This is a genomic window from Streptococcus sanguinis (assembly GCF_900635155.1).
GTDB classification, from domain to species: domain Bacteria; phylum Bacillota; class Bacilli; order Lactobacillales; family Streptococcaceae; genus Streptococcus; species Streptococcus sanguinis_G.
Genome location: NZ_LR134002.1, coordinates 710,192 through 727,439, shown reverse-complemented (window position 1 = coordinate 727,439; position 17,248 = coordinate 710,192). Strand labels below are relative to the sequence as shown.

Here is a 17,248-nt window from a genome sequence, read left to right as displayed (position 1 = left end):
GATATTGTTCTAAATAAATGACCTCTTCATAGTAAGCTATCAAACCCACATATCAAAGCTGTCTGAAAAATACTCATCCAGCATCAGGCGGTGTTTATCCGATACATTTTCCAGCTCTGCTATTTCTTCTTTAGAAAAAAAGCCTAAACGCAGTGTTTCCTCGTTGTGAAAATTGGAAATATCAAAATTCTCCAGCGCCTGCAATTCATACAGAAAGACAACCGTCTGCACTTTATCACCATTAGGATAAGATTCATCAAAATTAGTATAAACATTCAGCAAGCGCTTGGATTCAACAGCAATGCCTGTCTCTTCGTAAAATTCGCGCACGGCTGCTTGAAGAGAAGACTCCCCGAGTTCCATAGCTCCTCCAGGAATCGCCCATGTTTTCTTATCACCTCGCAACTTCAGAAGCACACGACCTTCCTCGTCTGCCAGAATTCCACCCGCAAAATTCAGAATAACCTTATCATGCCCCACCTTGGAGCGAATATAGGAAATATAGTCCATATCAAAATCCTTTCAATTTCTCTGGGAAGGCAGCATTTTGAAAGAAATAGCGCAGTAGCTGAATATGCGTATCCACATCACTAAAAAGCCAAACATGCCCTTTGTCAGGATAATAGGCGCATTCAGACCTAGCATTTTTTTGCGCCAACATACGGTGCCAGTCATGAATGGTTTCGGCTTCTTTCCCACCTGAGACAAAGAAAGCAGGATTATCAAACTGCAAGTCAAGTCTCAACAGATTTGCCTGTGACATCGCACGGCGAAATGAGCGCCGTTCAGCTCTTTGGAAATCTGCAACAAAGCGCTGAACGTCTTGGACAGGTGCTCCGTCCTCTTGCATCATTTTTGTCAGGAGATTGGCTACAAATTTAGTATTTTTCAAGAAAGACATCAGATATACAATGGCAATGATCTTGCGATAGCCCTTAATTGGCTGAGGGCTCGCCCCATCCACCACGACTTTATCTATAAGGCTAGAATGTTTTTCCAACAACTTAAGAATGAGGGAACCGCCTAATGAAAGCCCAACCAAGTGCGGCTTGCCATGTGCTTTGCTGTTAATGACAGCCACAATCATTTCCACGACATCATCAAAGTTTGTCCACTCAATATCACGACTCGCTCCGTGACCAGGTAAATCTAAAAGGATGCAATGAAAATCTTGCTCAAGCGCAGCAACATGGTGTCGCCAAATCTGACTGCTAGAGCCTGAAGCATGCAAAAAGATAATACTTTTTGGATTTTGCTGCCCTCTTTCTTCAATGAATAATGATGGCATTTCCATCACCTCACTTACTAGTTTAGAAAACCTCAATACTCCTTCTTATTATAGCCAAAGTCCGCCAAGTCCAGCTTCTTGTCCCGCCAGTTTTTCTTGACTTTGACCCAGGTTTCTAGGAAGACCTTGTCCCCCAGCATGAGCTCAATATCGCGCCGAGCCATGGATCCGATTTTCTTCAGCATGGATCCGCCTTTGCCGATGATAATGCCTTTTTGACTATCACGTTCCACCATGATGGTCGCTCGAATATGGACCTTGTCCGTCTCCTCATCTCGCTTCATGCTGTCAACAACCACCGCGACTGAGTGGGGAATTTCCTCCCGTGTCAGCATCAAAACCTTCTCCCGAATCATTTCTGACACCAGAAAGCGCTCTGGATGATCAGTAATCTGGTCTTCTGGGAAATACTGGAAGCCTTCCTCCAAATTCTCACTGAGGATGTCAACCAGACGGGAAACATTATTACCCTGCAGGGCTGAAATCGGCACGATTTCTTTGAAGTCCAGCTGCTGACGGAAATCATCAATTTGCGCTAAAAGCTGATCCGGATGGACTTTATCAATCTTATTAACCACCAAAATAACTGGCACCTTAGCCGCTTTCAAGCGTTCGATAATCATATCGTCGCCCTTGCCACGCGGCTCATCAGCTGGCACCATGAAAAGGACAGTATCCACCTCACGCAGGGTGCTGTAAGCTGCTTCCACCATAAAATCACCTAGAGCCGTCTTAGGCTTATGGATTCCCGGCGTATCGATAAAGACAATCTGCTCCTTATCCGTCGTGTAAATCCCCATAATTTTATTGCGTGTGGTCTGAGCCTTATCGCTCATGATGGCAATCTTTTGCCCCATAACATGATTTAAAAAGGTTGATTTCCCAACATTGGGGCGTCCCAAAATAGCTACAAAACCTGATTTAAAAGTCATTATTTTACCTCTATTATTTCCATTAAAACAGCAGAAAATCGGCAGTCTCCCCCGATTTTCAAATCTTTAAAAAATCCAATCCCAAATCTTGGGAACAAAAATAATCAGTCCTGTCACAACAGCAAAGCCAGATACGACCAGAACAGCTCCCGCCGCCATATCCTTGGCATTCTTTGCCCGCATAGAAAAGTGGTAATCGCTGGCCAAATCCACGACATTTTCAATGGCAGAATTGACAATCTCAAAGGCAATGACCAGAAAAATGCTTAAAAAGAGAAAGAGCCATTCTATTGCGGACAAGTCAAAAATCAGTCCCGCAACTATCACTGCCAAAGCCGAAAGGACATGCTTGCGCAGATTGCGCTCCTCTTTAAAGGCTGTAAAAATACCGGTTAAAGCAAATTCCAGACTCGAGACCACATCTCGATTTTTCCATTTGCGTTTGTTATTTCCTTGTGAGTCCATAAGCAGTTAAAATTTCTTCCTGTAATCCAAACATTTCTGCTTCTTCTTCCGGCGTATAGTGATCATAGCCGTTGATATGCAGAAAACCATGCACTGACAAAAAGCCCATCTCCCGCTCAAAGCTGTGGCCGTATTCCTCTGCCTGCTCACGCGCCTTGTCCACTGAAATGAACAACTCGCCGATATAGGCGTCAAAATCTTCCAGCATCTCAGCTAGCTCAGGGTGGTCCAGCAAATCCTCCTCGTCAACAGCGATGTCCAGCTCAGGCTTATACTCCAAGCTAATCACATCCGTCGGCCGATCCGTATCTCTATATTCCAAGTTGAGTTCATGACTGCGCGCATTGCTGACAAAAGTCACAGCCATTTCTTTATTTTCCTTGCCCGTTTTCTGGGCCGCAAATTCTAAAACATCTTGGGTCTGTTTGATGATTTCTTCTGAAACCTGACCCGTTTCATCTACCATTTCGATATACATATCTTACCCGCTTTGCTAGTATTACCTTATTATATCATATTTTGACTCACTTTAGGGAGCCGAGGGCAGGCTTTTGGAAAATAGCAGAGCAGATTTGTCAACCTCTCACTGCAAAGACAAAAGCAGCTATTTTTATTTTTCTCCCTCCTAAAACTTTGCCTTTCACTATCAGCCATCATTGACAAAAAGAAAAGGCTGGGAAAACCCAACCTTGTCCTACAAGATGCTAATTGCCGGGATCGAACCGGCGACCTCATCCTTACCATGGATGCGCTCTGCCAACTGAGCTAAATCAGCGTACCTATCTAATATATCATGTAGATAGATGCTTGTCAATATCCTTTCTCATTTTTTTGCAAAATAATCTTCCCTAGTCAGATAGTAATGAACCCGTGTCACAATGCGGCCTTTCTCATGCTTGTCTAGATATGCGTAAGGCTCTTCGTGGGAATATTTCATACCAGACTTGACCATAACACGGCCAGATGCTGGATTATCTACATCGTGCAGCGCTACAAGTTTGTTCATCCCGATTTCCTCAAAAGCCAGCTTGATTACTGCGCGATTGGCCTCTGTCGTGTAGCCCTGATTCCAGTATTTTTTATTGATTACATAGCCGATAGCCGCCGTTTTCAAGTCTATCCTAATCTTATGCAGATCAATCGTTCCAATAAACTTGCCACTATCCTTTATTTCTATTCCCCAGCGCCCCAGAGGATTAGCCAGATAAAAGAGAGCGATATTATTGCGTGTTTCTTCCAGGCTTTTGTTTGTCTCAAAAGTATAGCGAGTATTTTCCTCATCTGAAGCGTACTCAAACATCGCAGGGGCATCGTCCAAGGTTACCGGACGCAGAATCAGCCGCTGAGTTTCCAGTCTGGCATGATGAGCCAGTTTGACATAGATATTTTCCATCAGGACCTCCTAGATTTTCTTAACAGAATAGCACAATTCACTGATGAAAGCAAACCACTCTGATTTTTTCTTGATTTTTGAAACGTTTTCCTATACAATAAAAACATCTTAAAAAAGGAGCATATTTTTTATGTTAATCGGTATTCCAAAAGAAATCAAAAACAATGAAAATCGTGTCGCTCTAACACCAGCTGGTGTTCATAGTCTCGTTGGTAAAGGCCATGAAGTTCTGATTGAGACAGATGCTGGTCTGGGATCTGGCTTTGCCGATGCTGACTATGAAAAGCAAGGTGCAAAAATCGTCTCTACTGCTGCAGAAGCTTGGGCAGCTGAGCTGGTGGTCAAGGTCAAAGAACCTCTGGCAGCTGAATATGGATTCCTCCGTGATGACCTCTTGCTCTTTACCTACCTGCATATGGCTGCCGCTCCTGAGCTAGCAGATGCTATGACTAGTGCTAAGACAACTGGTCTGGCCTACGAAACTGTTCGCGATCAAGATGGACAACTGCCACTCTTGGTACCTATGAGTGAGGTAGCGGGCCGGATGGCTGTCCAAATCGGAGCCCACTTCTTGACTAAGAGAGAAGGCGGATCTGGCGTACTTCTCGGTGGTGTACCGGGCGTTCCGAAAGGGAAAGTTACCATCATCGGCGGCGGTGTTGTAGGAACTCATGCTGCTCGCATTGCTCTAGGACTAGGTGCCCAAGTGACTATTCTGGATATCAGCGCTAAGCGTTTGTCTATCCTAGAAGATGTCTTTGGCCATCAAATCCAGACCCTCATGTCTAATCCTTTCAATATCGAAGCCAGCGTTCGAGAAGCAGATGTCGTGATCGGTGCTGTTCTTATCCCTGGAGCCAAGGCTCCGAAACTGGTAACAGACGATATGGTTAAGCAAATGCGTCCAGGCTCTGTTATTGTAGACGTAGCCGTTGACCAAGGCGGTGTCATTGAAACAGCCGACCGAGTGACGACCCACACCGAGCCTGTCTATGAAAAACACGGTGTCCTCCACTATGCAGTTGCTAATATCCCTGGGGCCGTAGCCCGTACCTCTACTATCGCCCTTACTAATGTCACCCTTCCTTATGTGGAGGCTTTGGCAGGGAAAGGCTTCAAACAAGCCATTGCAGATGACCAAGGCCTGCGCCAAGGTGTCACAACCTACCAAGGTCACATCACCAGTCAACCAGTTGCAGAAGGTCTCAACAAAGACTACACATCTATTGACGAACTCGTTTAGTTGAAAATTTCAACTTTAAAATCAATCCCACAAAAAAGAGCAGAAATAAATCTGCTCTTTTCGTATGTTATTCTGTTTCTTCTATATCTGATTCACTAGCTTTAACAGGAGCTGGTTCGTAAGCTCTAATAATCTCCGCTACCACTGGATGACGAACGACATCCTTAGCTGAGAAATGGACAAAGTCAATCTGCGAAATGTTTTTCAATTTCTCTTGAGCGTCAATAAGCCCAGATTTGACATTGCGAGGCAGATCGACCTGACTGATGTCTCCATTGACAATCATCTTGGACTGAAAGCCCAGACGTGTCAGAAACATCTTCATCTGCATGATGGTGGTATTCTGTGCCTCGTCCAGAATCACAAAGGCATCATCCAGCGTCCGTCCCCGCATATAGGCTAAGGGCGCAATCTCAATGATTTCTCGCTCCATAAGTCGCGTCGTCTGGTCCTTGCCCAAAATCTGATACAAGGCATCATAGACCGGACGCAGATATGGATCAACCTTTTCCTTAAGGTCACCAGGCAGAAAGCCCAAACTCTCACCAGCTTCCACTGCCGGCCGCGTCAAGATAATTCGCTTGACCTGCCCACGCTTGAGAGCTGTCACGGCCAAGGTCACCGCTAGAAAGGTCTTCCCTGTTCCGGCTGGCCCGATACCAAAGACAATATCATGATTTTTAACACTGTCCACATAGATTTTTTGACCAAGTGTCTTGACGCGAATCGGCTTGCCATAGCTGTCCTTGATAATCTCTTCTTCGTAGAGTGCTACAAACTTATCAATTTCATCATTTTTGACCATGGTAATGGCTGTCACAACATCGGGTGTGCCAATTGTCATGCCACGATTGACCAAGACCAACAGAGCCTGAATGACCTGTCGAGTCTCCTCGCAGGCAGCCTCCGTACCCAAAATCTGCACAATCTCGGTTCGGGCATGAATGGTGACCTTCAATTCCTGCTCCATTAGACGCAGATGGCGTTCATTAGAGCCAAAAAGATGAAAGGCATCATCTGGATGGCCCAGTTTTAATTCTACTGAATGTTCCTGCAAACAAAGAACCTCTCTATTTTTTTTGAATGAATTACCTTTATTATATCAAAGCAAGCAGAAAATGACTATTCCCAGCAATTATCTGCTTAATGAGCCTGATACTCTTCCCAAATAGCATCAAACTCACCCAAGTTAAAGGAAAAATTTGCGTGCTCCTCCAGAAAACGACTGACCTCATCAAAATCATCCGTATGCTTGGGAAAGGCCGTATCCTGAAAAGCCAAGTCCGCCAAAATAGCCTTTGGCTCCTTGCTCTTAGGATTGCGCTCTGTCATCAGCCAGCTGTAAAAAGATTTTCTCATAGCTTCCTTTCATTTCTTTAAGATCGTATCCTTCCAAGCATTAGCTCTAGATATCAACTCTTTAGCCTCATACCAACTCCGTTCCAGTCGGATCTTGCTTGATCTTACCAGCTTTCATCAGCCCACCCAGAGCTTTTTTAAACTGGCCTTTGGAAATGCCAAAGGTAGCCTTGATGTCGTCTGGTGAAGATTTATCGTTCAAAGTCATAAAGCCGCCATTGCTTTCCAGATAGGTCAGAATCATCTGGGCATCATTTTCCAGCATTTCAAATGAGCGAGGCTTGAGGGAGAGGTTAAGGGTGCGGTCTACTTCACGGAAGCCAATCACCCGTGCGTCCAAAACCTGTCCCAGACGAGGCTCAGCATAGCGCTCGCTTGGATGGATGAAGCCCAGCATATTATTCTCCGGCAGGTAGACAAAGGTGCCAGAAAGCTTGAGCCGATAAACGATGGCCGGCCAGTTTTGGTTCTGCATGTTATTATAGGCAGGACGAGCCAGACGCTGGAAATCCTCCTGATAGGCCAACTGGCCCCAGATGCGGTCTTTCTTGTCCACATCTAGACGGATATAAAGGCGGTCACCCTTCTTAGGCCAGAGTTCCTTGATTTCTGGCAAGATGTCTAGTGACACGACGATCTGCTTATCCGGCAGACCGGTATCGACAAAGACGCCTAAATCCTTGCGGACCTCCGTTACTGTTCCCCAGCCAAACTGCTCTTTAGTAGCCGTGACTTCAAGAGTTGTCAGACGAAGTTTCTGCTTCATATCGCTGTAGGCAAAGCCTTTGATAGACTGTCCCAGCTCATGCGCCCCCTCTTCCTTAGAAAGAGCGTAAACCTGACCATCCTTTTGAACAAAGTAAAAGCGATCATTTTCATCCGTGATGATACCCACGATGAAGCTGGCAAGATTTGTATTCATATAGACCTATTTTCTACCTTGCTTCTTCAAACCGGGCAAGGATTTTTGATGTTAAAACAACTCAGTCAGCCAAAGCCAACTGAGTTTTGATTCTGATAAAAATGTTAAACTTCTAAAAGTTCTTTTTCTTTGTTTGCTGTCATCTCATCGATATGTTTAACAGCATCGTCCGTTACTTTTTGAATATCCTTTTCCAAGGTCTTCAATTCATCTTCAGTGATTTCTTTGGCTTTTTCCTGCTTCTTAGCTTCGTCCATAGCATCGCGGCGAATGTTACGGATGGCAACTTTAGCATTTTCACCAACCTTTTTCACTTCTTTAGCTAAGTCACGACGGGTTTCCTCTGTCAGAGCTGGAATGACCAGACGAATCACAGAGCCATCGCTAGCTGGCGTGATTCCGAGGTCAGAAGCATTAAGCGCACGCTCAATGTCCTTGATAGAAGACTTGTCAAAAGGTGTCACCAAAAGAACACGCGCTTCTGGAATCGTAATAGAAGCGATTTGGTTGAGCGGAGTTTCTACTCCATAGTACTCCACATGGATGCGGTCCAAAAGGCTGGCATTGGCGCGGCCTGCACGGATGCTGCCAAATTCACGAGCCAAACTTTGGTGCGAGTGGGTCATTCTTTCTTTTGCTTTTTCTACAATTGCATTTGCCATGAGTTTCTAATCTCCGTTCTTATAAATTATTTGATACTGTTGTTCCGATTTGCTCACCGATAACAACGCGTTTGATATTGCCCGGCTCATTCATGTTAAAGACAACCAAGTCAATATCATTGTCCATAGACAAGGTCGAAGCCGTTGAGTCCATAATCCGCAGCCCCTTGCTGATGACATCCCGGTGGGTCAGCTCATCAAACTTAACAGCGGTCTTGTCTTTCTTAGGATCGGCATTATAGACACCGTCCACGCCATTTTTAGCCATGAGAATGGCATCTGCTTCAATCTCTGCTGAACGTAAGGCAGCGGTTGTATCGGTTGAAAAATAAGGAGAACCAATACCTGCACCGAAAATGACGATACGGCCTTTTTCCAAATGGCGAAGGGCTCGACCACGGATGTAAGGCTCAGCTACTTGCTGCATAGCAATCGCTGTCTGCACGCGCGTATCTACACCTACTTGCTGCAGCGAATCCGCCATTACCAGCGCATTCATGACAGTGCCCAACATACCAGTATAGTCGGCCTGCACGCGGTCCATGCCCGCTTCTGCTGCCGGCTCACCCCGCCAAAGGTTTCCGCCTCCGATAACTAGAGCAATCTGAACACCCAAATCGTGAACTTCTTTGATTTCTTCCGCCATCTTCTGAACGGTTTGAATATCAATACCAACACCTTTTTCACCGGCAAGAGCTTCACCCGACAACTTAATCAAAATACGCTTATACTTAGGTTCTACCATTTTTTTACTCCTTATTTTATCTGTACTATTTTACCACATTTTGAGATTTTTATATAGTTAAATCACTGAAATTTTTCTTTTTTCCTTTTTGGGAAATAGCAGAGCAGACAAGCTCATTTCACAAAAAAACCAGCCCCATCATCAGATAGGACTGGGAAGTAAAAACTTCAATCATTTTTCACATAATCCACTCACTACTTGAGAGACTGTCTCTTTTCTCGCTTAGCCAAGATTGGCAGGATAACACCCAGACTGATTAAGACGATTGGCGTCAGGATATTTGTCAAGAGAGAGAATTGCCAGCCAGCTGGATCTGTTACATAGTCTACTTTGGGAACCATCCCTAAGATGCAGGCAAAGGCTGTAAAGAGGAAGCACCAAGTTCCGATGGCAAAGCCAACTTTTGGATTTTTAGTAAACTTGTACTCGGCATCCTTGTACTTCTTCCAAGCCTTGTTCAACATCATGTAGGCCAGGAATACCCAGAGATACCGCATGGGCATAACGATGGAGTTGAGATTGGTCATCCACTTGACCAGGCCGTCAATTTCTTTGATTCCAAAGATAGGCAGAATAATCAAGAAGCTAACCAAAATCCCTGTCAGGATGTAACCGTTAATGAGGACTCCTTTTGATGTCCGCTTGCGCAGCCAGCTTGGGACAAACTCTTCATCAGCATTATTGAGCATGATTTGCAGAGGAGCATCAATAGAGAAGGCTAAGGCCGCGATCTGTCCGACCATATTGGTCAGGGCATAGATGACTACTAGTACATTACCCACACCCCAGTAGTTACCCAGCATTTGGAAGGCTTGGTAAGCGCCGTTTCGCATCAGGTCCTCAGGAATATTGCTGCCATCAAAAAGCATGCCCATAGCTAGAGAGCCTAGGATAGCAGATGCACCAACCATGACAGCCATGACAATCATTCCCTTTGGAAATTCCTTGGCTGGATTGCGTGTTTGATTAACGTAAGGCGAGATTTTCTCAGCCCCGCCGACCGCAAAGACTAAGAGGGAGATAGTCGTAAAATAAGAAAAATCAAAGTTGGGAATGTAAGTGCTGAGCTTATCCATATTGGCCGTCGCAAACTGCATGTCAGGCTTGATAAAAGGCGCCCCAACCGCTAAGAGAACGAAGAGGAAGGACATAATGAGCATGGCACTGCCAGCCAGTCCCCCAATCACCTTGAGCGTGGACAGGCCTTTGGTGGACAAATAGAGAAAGGCACCGAAAATCAGCAAGCTAAGAATAACGATCCAGTGAATATCAAGACTGCTCAAAAAGTCACCATTTCCCTGAAGAGCCCAGCCCAGCGGAATCAAAACTCCCTGTGGCTTTTGAGCCAGATAAGGAATATGCACCACCCAGTAAGTCCAGGCCGCAAAATAAGCCAGCCGCTTGGTAGAGGTTTTCTCCACCCAGTCACTGACACCGCCTCCGCTCTCCTTGAAAGTCGAGCCTAGCTGCCCCACGATGAGGGCATAGGGAATAAAGTAAATAGCTAGGATAAGAATCCAAGAAACAATTACTGAAATGCCCTGCTGGGAATAGTTGTTGACCACATTTCCCAGACCCCAGACCATATTAAAAGCAATCAGAGATACCATCAGCCAGGTTAGCTGGTTCTGATCTTTTTTCATGACACCGTCTCCTTTTGTTATAAAATAAATTGATTCTATAACATTATAACATGTTTCTATGAGTTTGTAATCGCCATCATCATTTTTATTTCAAAAAAAGAACTACCCGAAGGCAGTTCAATTAATTTTTAAAGTGAGTTTACGTCAACCTTGATACCAACACCTTGTGTAGTAGTGATAGTCAGGTTAGTTACGTAAGTACCTTTAGCAGTAGCTGGTTTTGCTTTTTGGATTGTGTCGTTAAAAGCTTTGAAGTTTTCAACCAACTTGTCAGCTTCAAATGAAACTTTACCAATGATAGCTTGTACGTTACCTGCACGGTCTGCACGGTAAGTAATCTTACCACCTTTAGACTCTTCAACTGCTTTTGCAACGTCCATTGTTACAGTACCAGTCTTAGGGTTTGGCATCAAGTTACGAGGTCCAAGGACACGTCCAAGGCGACCTACAAGAGCCATCATGTCAGGTGTAGCGATTACTACGTCAAAGTCCAACCAACCGTCGTTGATTTTTGCAACGAGGTCATCTTCACCAACGAAGTCTGCACCAGCAGCTTTCGCTTCTTCTGCTTTAGCACCACGTGCGAAAACAAGAACGCGTGAAGTTTTACCAGTTCCGTTTGGCAATACCATTGCGCCACGGATTTGTTGGTCAGCTTTTTTAACGTCGATGTTCAAGTTGTAAGCAACTTCTACAGTTGCGTCGAATTTTGCAAAGTTAGTTTCTTTTGCAAGTGCTACAGCTTCTTCTACGCTGTATGCTTTTGTGCTGTCGATTTTTTCAAGAGCAGCACGAAGTTGTTTGCTTTTTTTAGCCATTTTATCTTTCTCCTTGTAAGTGGTTCAATCGATTTTCATCTCCCACGTCACTCGTCAATCTGATCAAGTGTAGTGCGGGCAAATGGGATGTAAGTTATTGATTAGTCAACAACAGTGAATCCCATAGAACGAGCAGTACCTTCAATCATACGCATTGCAGACTCGATGTTTGCAGCGTTCAAATCTGGCATCTTAGTTTCAGCAATTTCTTGTACTTGCGCACGAGTAACTGTTGCAACTTTCGTTTTGTTTGGCTCACCAGAACCTTTTTCAACACCTGCAGCTTTCTTCAGAAGAACAGCAGCTGGCGGAGTCTTAGTCACGAAAGTGAATGATTTGTCTTCGTAAACTGAGATAACAACTGGAATAATCATACCAGCTTGATCAGCTGTACGAGCGTTGAACTCCTTAGTGAATCCCATGATGTTGATACCGGCTTGACCAAGCGCAGGACCAACTGGTGGAGCTGGAGTAGCTTTACCAGCAGGGATTTGCAATTTTACAAGTTTTTCGACTTTTTTAGCCATTTTTAAATCCTCCTTTGTGGTTTTGGCGGTAAATAAAGATTTTTACCTCCCACAAGTATGCTTTTCGCATACCTTTCTATTATACACTAAACTTTGTTAAATGCAAGGAATTTTATCTTCTTTTTTGAATTTTTTGTGGTAAAATAATCTTATGACACTATTAAAGATTGCTTCGATTTTATTTATCTTTTTAACTTTGATTTTAACCACTATTACTGTGCGAGTTTTTCAATTAAGAAAATACGGTTTAAACTTTGCGGACTTGGCTTTTCCGCTTTTTGTTGTGGAATTTTATATCATTTCAGACAAGGCCTACTACCACAGCTTGCTGCCCCAGCTAACCCTAGCTCTCTCAGTTCTCGCTATCGCCATCACCATCTATTTTCTAAAGAAAAAACGGAGTTTCTACTATCCTAAGTTCTTTAAGTTCTTCTGGCGGGCTGGATTTCTTTTGACCTTCTTCATGTACCTAGCCATGGTCATCGGACTCTTTTTGTAACAATGTAAAACAAAATCCATCGGTTATTAGATAGCCGATGGGTTTTTCATATGTGAGATTTACAAGTCATTCTTTTACCAAGAAAAAGGGACCTTCCGATGCTCCTAGTCTTATTCGTGAATCTCCAGAGGCAGGCCATCCGGATCAAAGAAGAAAGCCATCTTACGCCCGTCAAAGTCGTCATAACGCAGCTCAGTATGGGGAATCTCCAAACGGTCAAATTCCTCCAGCGTTTCTTTGACATTTGTCACTCGAAAGGCCAGATGCCTCAGACCAGTATGCTCAGGATACGGCAGGGCTGGCCGCTTAGGAGCTTCTTCCTTGATGAAAATTTCCAGAGTCAGATTTCCCTTGCGGACATTAAAGAGAATATCCTGCTTGTCCGGCCGATGGTGCTCATCTAGCATGTCAAAGCCCAGCTTGTCCACATAAAACTCCCTGGTCTTAGCATAATCATGACCGATGATAGCTATATGGTGAATAGTGTCTAGTTTCATACCTTCTTTTCCTTCCCATGGCAATGTGTAAGTAGAGAAAATCTGCTGGCTGACTGCTGGCAGATTTGTTTTTATCAAATAATTATCTTACTGGCAGACTAGTGAAATTAGAATCAATTAGTCTGCAAAACTTTTCTTGGCTTTGTTCCTTCGGCTGGTCCGATAACGCCAGCCGCTTCGAGTTCTTCCATAAGACGAGTGGCCCGATTAAAGCCGACCGAGAGTCGCCGTTGAATCATAGATGCGCTGGCTTTCTGAGTCTCGATAACCAAGGCCTTGGCTTCTTCAAAGAGAGGATCACCTTCATCGTCGCCCCCGCCAGTATCCAAATCACTTTCAGATACTTCACCAGGATCAAAGCTATCGTCATAATCAGCTTCAGCTTGGTTCTTGACAAAGGCAACAATTCGCTCCACATCTTCATCTGAGATAAAGGAGCCCTGCAAACGAACCGGATGGTTTTCATCAATAGGCTTAAAGAGCATGTCTCCTCGACCCAAGAGCTTTTCTGCCCCATTTTCATCCAGAATGGTCCGACTGTCTGTCCCGCTGGACACAGCAAAGGCAATCCGAGAGGGTACATTGGCCTTAATCAGACCGGAGATAACATCTACAGATGGTCGCTGGGTAGCCAGAATCATGTGAATCCCAGCCGCACGCGCTTTTTGTCCCAACCGAATAATGGCGTCTTCCACTTCCTTGCTGGCCACCATCATAAGGTCAGCCAGCTCGTCCACGATGACAACGATTAAAGGCAGGGGAACTTGCTTGTACTCTGATTGGGCATTGTACTCGGCTACTTTAGCATTATAGCCAGCAATGTTACGGGCACCGACCTTGGAGAAGAGTTCATAGCGGTTTTCCATCTCGTCTACAACCTTCTGGAGGGCGCGGCTAGCCTTACGTGGATTGGTCACGACTGGGATAAGCAAGTGAGGAATGTCATTATAAACGGACAGTTCCACCATCTTTGGATCCACCATCATAAACTTGACTTCATCCGGTCTGGCCTTCATGAGAATGCTGGCAATAATACCGTTGACGGCCACAGATTTACCAGAGCCAGTAGAGCCCGCTACCAAGAGATGGGGCATCTTAGCCAAGTCAAAGGAACGGACAGAGCCGTTGACAGCCTTACCAAGTGGGATTTCTAGGAGCTTGCTGGCATCCGTCTTCGACTGCTCCCAGAGTTCTCGGAAGGTCACGGTCGCAACTTCAGAGTTGGGTACTTCAATCCCGACAAGAGATTTCCCAGGAATCGGCGCTTCAATCCGCACATCCTTAGCAGCTAGGGCAAGAGCCAAGTCATCAGCCAGATTGGAAATCCGATTGACCCGAACACCAACAGCTGGCTTGACCTCGTACTTAGTGACGGAAGGTCCGATTTCAGCCCGCTCAACAGCAGCCTTGATGCCAAAACTAGCAAAGGTTTCTTCCAAAATCTTAATATTGTCTCGGACAATGCGCTTTTCTTTAGACTGGTTTTTAGGCTTGTCAGGCGCAAAGAGGTTGATGGTCGGCAGCTTGTAGTCCAGACTTTCCTTGGTGGTGAAGTCCACTTCTACGTCCACGTCCGCGTCTGCCTCCTCCATCTCTTCTTCGCGACCAAAGTCCAGAGGCTCATGAGGGTCATACTCTCCTAGTTCCTCATAGTCTGCTTCGTCAAAGTCCACAGCTGTTTCTGACAAGTCCTCGTCATCTAAAATCTCTCCTGTTTCAGGATCAACTTCAGCTTCCTCTTGCTCTACTTCAATGGCTTGCATAGCTGCCTGTGCAGCTTTTTCTTCCTGCTCCAGGAAACGGAGCTGACGCTTTTCTTCTTGCTTTTCTCTCCAATTTTGAAAGGCTGCCATAGCCTTTTCTGAAATATCATAGATAGACCAAGGGCTCATAAGCAGACCGCCCAAAAGAATGAGCAGCAGGCCGAAGAAATAAGAACCGATATTTGAAAAAAGGAAAGAGATTGGTGCGTACAGGAGAGAGCCCAGCAGGCCGCCACCCGCGAAGGAGCTGACCTTAAAGGCTGTCAGATCAGTCAAGACCCTGCCTAGAGTTGTGGATAAGACAGCTGCCCCTTCTAGCTTCAACACACTGACGAAATAAGCTTGGAAGATTAACTCCAGTCCCAAAAAGAGGCTGAGAAATCCTGAAACCGTCCCCTCGTGCTTGTGCAGCCACTTGAAAAAAAAGAGATAGCCAAAGCTGGCCAGAATAGCCAGATAGGCCAAGCTTCCCACCAAGAGGCGAATCATATTATAAATAGTAACCCCAAAGGCACCCAGCTTAATTGCTGCAAACAAAAGAATAAGAGCCAGCACAAAGGTGGCAATCATTCTCTTTATTGCTTTTTGTCTTTCTAATTCTGCTTTTGTCGGCCGGCGAGTTGTCCGGCCTTTTTTCGTGTTTTTCTTAGTTGCCATAACCCTTATTATACCATATTTGAGCCTTAGATGAGAAATCTTTTATCTAAATCAGAAGCAAAAAAACTTATTTATCCACGCAAAAAGAACTGGACTAGCCAGTTCTCAATTTTCTACCATTTAATTTTTTAAGCCTCTGGCATAACCGCCCAAGCAATCAAGTAAGCCAAGACACCTGTACCTGCCACACAGACCAAAAGAATCCAAATAACACGAACCAAGGTTGGATCTAAATCAAAGTAGTTTGCGATACCAGCACATACACCAGCGATTTTCTTGTTGTTGACATCTCTTGTCAGTCTTTTCTCCATGGAAAACACTCCTTATTATTTTTACTCTGTTTATTTTATCATAACATCTCTCAATGCACAAGTTCGCCTGCTATTAAGATCTCTCTTCAGATAAAATTTAATTAGATCAAGATGAATTTGTTCACTCTACCATACTTTTAACAAGTCCCAGCAAAACTCTTGTTCTTGTGTTAGAATAGAGGGAATTCTAATTAACAGTAAAAACATTTCAGGAGTAATATAATGCGAGCCGGAGTCATTCTTTACAATCCCCAAACCAAGCAAATACTGCTCATCCACCGCTGGAAAAATGGAGAAGAGTATTTTGTGATACCAGGCGGCGGAGCCGAGTCAGGTGAAACTGCAGTCAAAGTAGCTCAGCGAGAAATTCAGGAAGAGCTGGGTTGGAGCTTGTCTGAAAAGCAACTGCAGCCAGCCTTTACTTTCAGAAATGGCCAACGCTTAGAAATCTATTTTCGTGCCACTATCAGCCATACATCAGCCCCAATGATTCAGGGCGAGGAAGCCCTTCGCAGTCATGCCCAGAATATCTATCAACCCGAATGGTTAGACATAGAAGCAATTTGCGGCCTGAACTTACGGCCAGCAGGACTTAAAAATCTGCTCCTGGATTGTCTGACACAGGAGGATTTGAAAAACTAGCCTAATTGTAGTAAAATATCAGTAGTTTACAATCAAATGTGAGAAAGGTTTTATATGAAAAAAATTCTTCTTATCAGCCTCTTATCAGGACTTGTCTTGGCTGGCTGCTCTGGCAAAGGCAAGGAAAAGGAGGCTACTAGCTCCTCCGACCCGTCCAGCAGTTCCTCACTAGTGAGCTCTAGCTCTGATCCAGAGGAAACCAGCAAACTCCGTGAGCAATTCAAGGATGCCATGACCAACGAAAATGCCAATTTTCCGCAGCTATCTACAGAAGTTGCTGAAGATGAAGCGGAAGTCAAGTTGATAACGACTGAAGGCGATATCCGCATCAAGCTCTTTCCAAAACAAGCCCCACTAGCCGTTGAAAACTTCCTGACCCATGCTAAGGAAGGCTACTATGACGGCGTTTTATTCCACCGCGTTATCAATGAATTTATGATTCAGACCGGAGACCCTAAAGGTGACGGCACTGGGGGTGAGTCTATCTGGAAGGGCAAAGACAAGTCTAAAGACTCTGGAAACGGCTTTAAAAATGAGTATTCTCCATATCTCTATAATATTCGAGGCGCCCTATCCATGGCCAATGCAGGCCCTGATACCAATGGCAGTCAGTTCTTTATCAACCAAAGCAAGAAAGACCTGTCCAGCCAAATGTCTACGGATTCTTTCCCAGATAAGATCATCGAAGCCTATAAAAACGGTGGAAATCCTACTTTAGATGGCGGAGCTTATACCGTCTTTGGCCAAGTGCTGGAAGGGATGGATGTGGTGGACAAAATCGCTGCCGCAGAAACAGACGACAACGACAAGCCTAAAAAAGATATCAAGATTGAAAAAATCGAGATTATCAAGGACTATGACTTCAGTAAATAAGCTGAGTGC

General features: G+C 44.7%; 21 protein-coding genes and 1 tRNA gene. 4 read left to right on the top strand and 18 right to left on the bottom strand.

Annotated features, from left to right (window positions below):
* Positions 1–39: 39 nt before the first annotated feature.
* From ELZ47_RS03755 to ELZ47_RS03725, 7 genes are all read right to left on the bottom strand, one after another.
* Positions 40–510 (bottom strand): NUDIX hydrolase, encoded by a 471-nt coding sequence (locus tag ELZ47_RS03755; RefSeq protein ID WP_125331784.1) that lies wholly within the window; start codon positions 508–510, stop codon positions 40–42.
* Position 511: 1 nt separating this feature from the next.
* Positions 512–1,294, bottom strand: coding sequence for an alpha/beta fold hydrolase (locus ELZ47_RS03750; RefSeq protein ID WP_125331786.1), 783 nt, complete (start codon positions 1,292–1,294; stop codon positions 512–514).
* Between the two features lie 26 nt (positions 1,295–1,320).
* On the bottom strand, positions 1,321–2,220 hold the full coding sequence (gene era / locus ELZ47_RS03745) for a GTPase Era (protein WP_125331788.1): 900 nt from the start codon (positions 2,218–2,220) through the stop codon (positions 1,321–1,323).
* 66 nt (positions 2,221–2,286) lie between these two features.
* On the bottom strand, positions 2,287–2,685 hold the full coding sequence (locus ELZ47_RS03740) for a diacylglycerol kinase family protein (RefSeq protein ID WP_002894866.1): 399 nt from the start codon (positions 2,683–2,685) through the stop codon (positions 2,287–2,289).
* Complete coding sequence (gene ybeY, locus ELZ47_RS03735) at positions 2,666–3,163, bottom strand: rRNA maturation RNase YbeY (protein ID WP_126435295.1); 498 nt, start codon at positions 3,161–3,163, stop codon at positions 2,666–2,668. Before ybeY ends, ELZ47_RS03740 begins: the two co-directional genes overlap by 20 nt.
* A gap of 224 nt (positions 3,164–3,387) precedes the next feature.
* A tRNA-Thr gene (locus tag ELZ47_RS03730) sits at positions 3,388–3,460 on the bottom strand.
* Positions 3,461–3,508: 48 nt separating this feature from the next.
* On the bottom strand, positions 3,509–4,078 hold the full coding sequence (locus ELZ47_RS03725) for a GNAT family N-acetyltransferase (protein WP_125331793.1): 570 nt from the start codon (positions 4,076–4,078) through the stop codon (positions 3,509–3,511).
* 130 nt (positions 4,079–4,208) lie between these two features.
* On the opposite strand from ELZ47_RS03725, the gene ald reads away from it, so the two are divergent.
* Positions 4,209–5,321, top strand: coding sequence for an alanine dehydrogenase (gene ald / locus ELZ47_RS03720; RefSeq protein ID WP_125331795.1), 1,113 nt, complete (start codon positions 4,209–4,211; stop codon positions 5,319–5,321).
* A 67-nt stretch (positions 5,322–5,388) separates the two neighbouring features.
* Here the strand turns inward: ald and ELZ47_RS03715 are convergent, their stop codons facing one another.
* From ELZ47_RS03715 to rplK, 8 genes are all read right to left on the bottom strand, one after another.
* Positions 5,389–6,378, bottom strand: a complete 990-nt coding sequence (locus ELZ47_RS03715) for a PhoH family protein (RefSeq protein WP_142998689.1) — start codon at positions 6,376–6,378, stop codon at positions 5,389–5,391.
* 86 nt (positions 6,379–6,464) lie between these two features.
* Complete coding sequence (locus ELZ47_RS03710) at positions 6,465–6,680, bottom strand: YozE family protein (RefSeq protein WP_002894860.1); 216 nt, start codon at positions 6,678–6,680, stop codon at positions 6,465–6,467.
* A gap of 67 nt (positions 6,681–6,747) precedes the next feature.
* The gene (cvfB, locus tag ELZ47_RS03705) at positions 6,748–7,602 is read right to left on the bottom strand and encodes an RNA-binding virulence regulatory protein CvfB (RefSeq protein WP_125331797.1); all 855 of its coding nucleotides are present in this window, start codon (positions 7,600–7,602) and stop codon (positions 6,748–6,750) included.
* Between the two features lie 104 nt (positions 7,603–7,706).
* Positions 7,707–8,264, bottom strand: a complete 558-nt coding sequence (gene frr / locus ELZ47_RS03700; protein WP_002894858.1) for a ribosome recycling factor — start codon at positions 8,262–8,264, stop codon at positions 7,707–7,709.
* A 19-nt stretch (positions 8,265–8,283) separates the two neighbouring features.
* Positions 8,284–9,009, bottom strand: coding sequence for a UMP kinase (gene pyrH, locus ELZ47_RS03695; RefSeq protein ID WP_002894857.1), 726 nt, complete (start codon positions 9,007–9,009; stop codon positions 8,284–8,286).
* Positions 9,010–9,203: 194 nt separating this feature from the next.
* Entirely contained in the window at positions 9,204–10,652 is a 1,449-nt protein-coding gene (locus tag ELZ47_RS03690; protein WP_125331799.1) for an APC family permease, read from the bottom strand.
* Between the two features lie 128 nt (positions 10,653–10,780).
* Positions 10,781–11,470: a 50S ribosomal protein L1 gene (rplA, locus tag ELZ47_RS03685; RefSeq protein WP_002894855.1), complete on the bottom strand. Its 690-nt coding sequence runs from the start codon at positions 11,468–11,470 to the stop codon at positions 10,781–10,783.
* Between the two features lie 101 nt (positions 11,471–11,571).
* A complete protein-coding gene (gene rplK / locus ELZ47_RS03680) occupies positions 11,572–11,997 on the bottom strand; it encodes a 50S ribosomal protein L11 (protein ID WP_002894851.1) in 426 nt (141 codons plus the stop codon).
* 151 nt (positions 11,998–12,148) lie between these two features.
* Here rplK and ELZ47_RS03675 point away from each other — a divergent pair, with 151 nt between their 5' ends.
* Complete coding sequence (locus tag ELZ47_RS03675; RefSeq protein WP_002897148.1) at positions 12,149–12,496, top strand: DUF3397 domain-containing protein; 348 nt, start codon at positions 12,149–12,151, stop codon at positions 12,494–12,496.
* A gap of 110 nt (positions 12,497–12,606) precedes the next feature.
* Here ELZ47_RS03675 and ELZ47_RS03670 read toward each other — a convergent pair whose 3' ends face one another.
* The 3 genes from ELZ47_RS03670 to ELZ47_RS03660 form a co-directional block, all read right to left on the bottom strand.
* Entirely contained in the window at positions 12,607–12,993 is a 387-nt protein-coding gene (locus ELZ47_RS03670; RefSeq protein WP_126436098.1) for a VOC family protein, read from the bottom strand.
* 113 nt (positions 12,994–13,106) lie between these two features.
* Entirely contained in the window at positions 13,107–15,413 is a 2,307-nt protein-coding gene (locus tag ELZ47_RS03665; protein ID WP_126435294.1) for a DNA translocase FtsK, read from the bottom strand.
* 128 nt (positions 15,414–15,541) lie between these two features.
* The gene (locus tag ELZ47_RS03660) at positions 15,542–15,724 is read right to left on the bottom strand and encodes a PspC domain-containing protein (RefSeq protein WP_002899876.1); all 183 of its coding nucleotides are present in this window, start codon (positions 15,722–15,724) and stop codon (positions 15,542–15,544) included.
* Positions 15,725–15,946: 222 nt separating this feature from the next.
* On the opposite strand from ELZ47_RS03660, the gene ELZ47_RS03655 reads away from it, so the two are divergent.
* Complete coding sequence (locus tag ELZ47_RS03655) at positions 15,947–16,366, top strand: NUDIX hydrolase (RefSeq protein WP_126435293.1); 420 nt, start codon at positions 15,947–15,949, stop codon at positions 16,364–16,366.
* A 54-nt stretch (positions 16,367–16,420) separates the two neighbouring features.
* The gene (locus ELZ47_RS03650) at positions 16,421–17,239 is read left to right on the top strand and encodes a peptidylprolyl isomerase (protein WP_126435292.1); all 819 of its coding nucleotides are present in this window, start codon (positions 16,421–16,423) and stop codon (positions 17,237–17,239) included.
* Positions 17,240–17,248 lie beyond the last annotated feature (9 nt).

Coding starts and splice junctions, on each gene's coding strand:
- ELZ47_RS03755 (WP_125331784.1), bottom strand. CDS start 510: ATGGACTATATTTCCTATATTCGCTCCAAGGTGGGGCATGATAAGGTT.
- ELZ47_RS03750 (WP_125331786.1), bottom strand. CDS start 1,294: ATGGAAATGCCATCATTATTCATTGAAGAAAGAGGGCAGCAAAATCCA.
- era (WP_125331788.1), bottom strand. CDS start 2,220: ATGACTTTTAAATCAGGTTTTGTAGCTATTTTGGGACGCCCCAATGTT.
- ELZ47_RS03740 (WP_002894866.1), bottom strand. CDS start 2,685: ATGGACTCACAAGGAAATAACAAACGCAAATGGAAAAATCGAGATGTG.
- ybeY (WP_126435295.1), bottom strand. CDS start 3,163: ATGTATATCGAAATGGTAGATGAAACGGGTCAGGTTTCAGAAGAAATC.
- ELZ47_RS03725 (WP_125331793.1), bottom strand. CDS start 4,078: ATGGAAAATATCTATGTCAAACTGGCTCATCATGCCAGACTGGAAACT.
- ald (WP_125331795.1), top strand. CDS start 4,209: ATGTTAATCGGTATTCCAAAAGAAATCAAAAACAATGAAAATCGTGTC.
- ELZ47_RS03710 (WP_002894860.1), bottom strand. CDS start 6,680: ATGAGAAAATCTTTTTACAGCTGGCTGATGACAGAGCGCAATCCTAAG.
- cvfB (WP_125331797.1), bottom strand. CDS start 7,602: ATGAATACAAATCTTGCCAGCTTCATCGTGGGTATCATCACGGATGAA.
- frr (WP_002894858.1), bottom strand. CDS start 8,264: ATGGCAAATGCAATTGTAGAAAAAGCAAAAGAAAGAATGACCCACTCG.
- pyrH (WP_002894857.1), bottom strand. CDS start 9,009: ATGGTAGAACCTAAGTATAAGCGTATTTTGATTAAGTTGTCGGGTGAA.
- ELZ47_RS03690 (WP_125331799.1), bottom strand. CDS start 10,652: ATGAAAAAAGATCAGAACCAGCTAACCTGGCTGATGGTATCTCTGATT.
- rplA (WP_002894855.1), bottom strand. CDS start 11,470: ATGGCTAAAAAAAGCAAACAACTTCGTGCTGCTCTTGAAAAAATCGAC.
- rplK (WP_002894851.1), bottom strand. CDS start 11,997: ATGGCTAAAAAAGTCGAAAAACTTGTAAAATTGCAAATCCCTGCTGGT.
- ELZ47_RS03675 (WP_002897148.1), top strand. CDS start 12,149: ATGACACTATTAAAGATTGCTTCGATTTTATTTATCTTTTTAACTTTG.
- ELZ47_RS03670 (WP_126436098.1), bottom strand. CDS start 12,993: ATGAAACTAGACACTATTCACCATATAGCTATCATCGGTCATGATTAT.
- ELZ47_RS03665 (WP_126435294.1), bottom strand. CDS start 15,413: ATGGCAACTAAGAAAAACACGAAAAAAGGCCGGACAACTCGCCGGCCG.
- ELZ47_RS03660 (WP_002899876.1), bottom strand. CDS start 15,724: ATGGAGAAAAGACTGACAAGAGATGTCAACAACAAGAAAATCGCTGGT.
- ELZ47_RS03655 (WP_126435293.1), top strand. CDS start 15,947: ATGCGAGCCGGAGTCATTCTTTACAATCCCCAAACCAAGCAAATACTG.
- ELZ47_RS03650 (WP_126435292.1), top strand. CDS start 16,421: ATGAAAAAAATTCTTCTTATCAGCCTCTTATCAGGACTTGTCTTGGCT.